Origin of the sequence: Bauldia sp. (assembly GCF_020442045.1) — a bacterium.
Taxonomy (GTDB): Bacteria; Pseudomonadota; Alphaproteobacteria; order Rhizobiales; family Kaistiaceae; genus Bauldia.
The window spans coordinates 1-4,695 of record NZ_JAGRLA010000023.1 but is presented as its reverse complement, the minus strand read 5'-3'; the positions used below and the strand labels follow the sequence as shown (position 1 = coordinate 4,695).

General features: G+C 64.4%; 5 protein-coding genes and 1 pseudogene. 3 read left to right on the top strand and 3 right to left on the bottom strand.

The features are described from left to right. Positions 1 to 799: lytic murein transglycosylase (locus KDJ86_RS02540; RefSeq protein ID WP_291742474.1), on the top strand; the 799-nt coding region annotated here is incomplete at its 5' end. Between the two features lie 8 nt (positions 800 to 807). After that, positions 808 to 1,356, top strand: coding sequence for a pyridoxamine 5'-phosphate oxidase family protein (locus KDJ86_RS02535; RefSeq protein WP_291742472.1), 549 nt, complete (start codon positions 808 to 810; stop codon positions 1,354 to 1,356). Between the two features lie 23 nt (positions 1,357 to 1,379). On the opposite strand, the gene KDJ86_RS02530 is transcribed toward KDJ86_RS02535, so the two are convergent. From KDJ86_RS02530 to phaC, 3 genes are read right to left on the bottom strand one after another with little or no spacing between them, the layout of a single operon-like run. Further along, on the bottom strand, positions 1,380 to 1,928 hold the full coding sequence (locus KDJ86_RS02530; protein WP_291742469.1) for a GNAT family N-acetyltransferase: 549 nt from the start codon (positions 1,926 to 1,928) through the stop codon (positions 1,380 to 1,382). A 4-nt stretch (positions 1,929 to 1,932) separates the two neighbouring features. Beyond that, positions 1,933 to 2,556: an NADPH-dependent F420 reductase gene (locus KDJ86_RS02525; protein ID WP_291742466.1), complete on the bottom strand. Its 624-nt coding sequence runs from the start codon at positions 2,554 to 2,556 to the stop codon at positions 1,933 to 1,935. After that, the gene (gene phaC / locus KDJ86_RS02520) at positions 2,553 to 4,361 is read right to left on the bottom strand and encodes a class I poly(R)-hydroxyalkanoic acid synthase (RefSeq protein WP_291742463.1); all 1,809 of its coding nucleotides are present in this window, start codon (positions 4,359 to 4,361) and stop codon (positions 2,553 to 2,555) included. Before phaC ends, KDJ86_RS02525 begins: the two co-directional genes overlap by 4 nt. Positions 4,362 to 4,463: 102 nt before the next feature. On the opposite strand from phaC, the pseudogene KDJ86_RS02515 reads away from it, so the two are divergent. Further along, positions 4,464 to 4,695: pseudogene (locus KDJ86_RS02515) on the top strand (hypothetical protein); the annotation flags it as partial.

Here is a 4,695-nt window from a genome sequence, read left to right as displayed (position 1 = left end):
GAATGTCGGTGATGGTCACACGCTCGTGTCGCTGGCGACGCTCGCCTACGACTGCCGCCGGCCCGATCTCTTCCGCCAGCAGTTGATCGCGGCGCTGAAGATCATCGACCGGGGCGACCTGACGCCGACGCAGATGCGCGGTCCCTGGGCAGGCGAGATGGGACAGCTCCAGTTTCTCCCCATGCACTACTACGACTATGGCGTCGACTTCGACGGCGATGGCCATGTCAACCTGATCAAGAGCTCGCCGGACGCACTCGGCTCCGCCGGCAATTACCTCGCCAATATCGGATGGCGGCGCGGCGAGCCATGGCTGCAGGAAGTCACGGTGCCCAAGGAGTTCCCCTGGGAGATGGCCGACCTCAGGATCCAGCTGCCGCGTTCGGAATGGGCGGCGGCCGGGGTGAAAGGCGTCGGCAAGAACCTGCCCTCGGACGGCATGGTGGCGGCGCTGTTGCTGCCGATGGGCCGGAATGGTCCCGCCTTCCTGGCCTATCCGAATTTCAACGTGCTGCTCGAATGGAACTCGTCGCTCGTCTACACCACGACGGCTGCCTATTTCGCGACCCGCATGGCCGGCGCCGGCAAGGTCAGTCGCGGCAGCGGCGCGATCAACAGCCTGTCGTCGAAGGAAGTCGCCCAGCTCCAGACCATCCTCGCCAAGAAGGGCTACAACGTCGGCAAGATCGACGGGATCATCGGCGAGATGACCCGCGAAGCGGTCAAGGACGTGCAGTTACAGCTTGGCATGCCGGCCGATTCCTATCCGACCAAGGAGCTGCTCGCCAAGCTGCGATAGGAGGCGGAATGGCGGATTTCTATACGAGCATCGAACCGAAGCTGCGCGCCTTCATCGAGCGGCAGCGGGTATTCTTCGTTGCCACCGCGGCCGACGGCGCCCGGATCAACCTTTCGCCGAAAGGACTGGAGGCGATGCGGGTTCTCGGGCCGAACCTGATCGCCTATCTCGACTGGACGGGCAGCGGCAACGAGACCGCCGCCCACATCCGGGCGGACGGGCGGGTGACCATCATGTTCTGCGCCTTCGAGGGGCCGCCCAACGTCCTGCGGCTCTACGGGCGGGGGCGGGTCCTGCCACGCGGCAGCGATGCCTATCGCCAGATGCTCTCCGAAGCCTTCGACGGGAAAGAGCCGGCGGCGGCACGGCAGATCATCGTCCTCGATGTCGAATCGGCGCAGACCTCCTGCGGCTACGGAGTGCCGGTCTACGACTATCAAAGGGAAAGGCCGTCGCTGGCCAACTGGGCCGAAAGGCAGGCCGATCTCGCCGGCTACCGGCGCAAGCACAATTCGGTGTCGATCGACGGCATCCCCTCGGGGCATGTCGAGGAATAGGTCGCGGGGAGCCAGTTCAGGGCCTACTCCCGCCAGTATTCCGGCCGCATCAGCGTGTCCGCGGCCACCACCCGGCCGGTGACCGCGCCGATGATTCCGTCGCGGAGCGGCCGGACCATCCAGGCATCGGCGTCCTTTTTCGGGATGGGATAGGGGGCTTCCAGACCCGACCGACCCGCGGTTGCGAAGCCGGACCGCCGATAGTAGCCGGGGTGACCGAGAACAAAGACGAGGTCGCCGCCGCGCGCCTCGAGCCGCCTGAGCCCTTCGGCAATCAACTTTCCGCCGATGCCCCGGCCCTGCGCCTGCGGGACGACGGCGAGCGGTGCGAGGATGGATGCGACAACCGCGCGGGGCGCGGCCACAATCCTGGCGGCGGTGAACAGGATGTGGCCGACGGGCCGGTCCGCCTCGACGGCGATCAATGAAAGACACGGCGCGGCCGTCGGGTCGACGAGCAGGTCGCTGGTCAGCGCCGCTTCGTCGTTGCGTCCGAATGCGCGACGCTCGATGTCGGTCACCGTGTCCCGGTCGGCGATGCCCGCCTCCCGGATCGTAGCGTCCAGTCCCACCGGCTCAGTATTCAACGAAGCGCGGCGCGATCCGCGTACCACGGCCGAGGCCGTAGCCGAGCTCGATCATCATCACGCCGACCGGCTCCATGAAGCGGGCATTCTTCAGCGGCCCGACGTCGAGCGGCTCGAAGCCGATCGCGCGGATCAGTTCCTCGACCTTGTGATTGGCGAATTCGTGATCGCCCGCGAACATCACCTGAGGTGGCTTGTCCGGCTCGCTCAGCTTGAGCCCGAGCAATTCGGAGAAGATCGTGTTGAACGCCTTCACCACCCGCGCCTGGGGCACCAGCTTCTGGATCTCTTCACCGGCCGATGTCGTCATGCCGATGGCAAGCGACCGCTCCGGGCCGACCGGGTTGCTGATATCGACAAGGACCTTGCCGGTCAGCGGTCCGGCCTCGGCAAGGGCATCGGCCGCGGCGGAATAGGGGACCGCCAGAATAACCATATCCGATTGCACGACATGGGAAATCGGTCCCGGCTTCACGTCACCCGGCATGTCGACTGCGATCATGGCGATCCTGGTCGGATCGCGGCCGGTCAGGAGGACATTCTCGCCAGTCGCCGCGATCCTGCGGGCAAGTCCCGCGCCCATTGTCCCAGCACCGATGATAGCAACGCTCATGCCTTGACCCTAACGTAGCTTCCGGGAGCATCCTCGATCGACTTGAACCTGCCGCCGCCCATTTTCGGGGGCTTGACCCTGGTCTTGTTCTTCGCCTCGATCCAGGCCTGCCAGTGCGGCCACCAGGATCCGGGATGCTCCTTCGCCTTCTCGGCCCATTCGTCGTAACGGTCACCCCGCGGCGCGGGGCCCGTCCAGTACTGATACTTGTTCCGGGATGGCGGATTTATGACGCCCGCGATATGGCCGGATCCGGTGAGCACGAAGGTCACCTTGCCGCCGAAGAAGGACGACCCGTAGAAGACGGAGCGCGGCGGCGCGATATGGTCCTCGCGGGTCGCGAGGTTGTAGATCGGGACCTTGCTCCTGGCGAGGTCGAGCGTCACGCCGGCAACCTCCATCTCGCCGGCGGATAGCCGGTTCTTCAGGTAGCAGTTGCGCAGGTAGAAGGCGTGATTGGCCGCCGGCATCCGGGTGGCGTCGGAATTCCAGTAGAGCAGGTCGAAGGGCGAGGGCTCCTTGCCCTTCATGTAATTGGCGATGACATAGGGCCAGATCAGGTCGTTGGAGCGCAGCATGTTGAAGGCGCTCGCCATCTTGCGGCCCTCGAGGTAGCCGCGCATCTTCATCTTGTATTCGAGATCGGCGATCTGTTCCTCGTCGACGAAGACCTTCAGGTCGCCGGAATGGGTGAAGTCCACCTGGGTGGCGAAGAAGGTGGCGCTCTTGATGCGGTCGTCCTTCTTCGCCGCCATCCAGGCGAGGGTGACGGCGAGCATGGTGCCGCCGACGCAATAGCCAACCGCGTTGACCCCGTCGGCACCGGTGACCTTCATCGCGACATCGACCGCCTCGATGACGCCGTCGCGCATGTAGTCGCCGAAGTTCTTGCGGGCATGCTCCTTGCCGGGATTGACCCAGGAGATGACGAAGACCGTGTGGCCCTGGTCGACACACCAGCGGATGAAGGATTTGTCCGGGTTGAGATCGAGAATGTAGAACTTGTTGATCCACGGCGGGACGATGACGAGCGGCCGCTTCAGCACGGTATCGGTCGTCGGGGCATACTGGATGACCTGGCAGAGGCTGTTCTGGTGGATCACCTTGCCGGGGGTGTTGGCGATGTTTTCGCCGAGCTTGAAGTCCCCCTTGCTCGACTGCCGGATCTTGAGGTCGCCGTGGCCCGCCTCGATGTCCTCGGCGAGCATGTGCATGCCGCGAACCAGATTCTCGGCATTGGAGGACAGGGTCTCGCGCAGCAGCTCCGGGTTGGTCATCACGAAATTCGACGGCGCCAGGGCGTTGGCGATCTGGCGCATGTAGAAACCCGCCTTGAGCTTGGTATGCGGGTCCATGTCGTCGTCGGTCTGATCGACCAGGTCGATCGCCCAGCGGCTGGTGATCAGGTAGAATTGCTTGAGGAAGTCGAAGAACTGGTTCTCGCTCCATTGCGGGTCGACGAAGCGCTTGTCGCCGGGCTCCGGCTCGGCGGTCGGCCCGGTCGACTCGCCCATCATCCGCTTGAGGGAACCGGTCCACAGGTCGATGTAGCGCGCGACCAGGCTGCTCTCCGCCTCGACGGTCCGCTCGGGATCGGACAGCCAGTATTCGGCGACCCGCGACAGGGTCTTGGTGAATTCGCCGGCGCTGTCGACAAAATCAAAGCTGGCCTTGCCTTCTTCACGCGGCTTAAGGTAGGCGGAAGCGGCCTTGCCGGCTTCTTCCATGATGCGGGCGAGGTTATGGGCGAAGGCTTCCGGGTCCCGGATTCCATAACTGTCGTTTGACGGTTTTTCGGTAGTCATTCCTGCCCGATGCCGCTTTGATGCGCCCAGAACCCGCTTTTTCGACATAATAGGACGTGATGGTCGCTCATGGTAATAGATTAAAGAGCTGGTCTTAACGCTTTGATCACCTTGGCCAACCACCATGGCAGAAGTGGCGCGGGGGCGATACGCGCAAAGCGTTTCGCACTGCCGGCCACGCTCGTTCTGGCTTTCGGTCTGAGTGCGTGCGTGCAAACCACGTCGAACCTTTCGAAACCCGCGCCGGTCGCCGGCAATCCGATTCTGCTCGAAAGCGCGCCCGCGGCGGCCGCGGCCGGCGGTACGACGCCGGCTCCCGCCGCGCCGGTCGCCG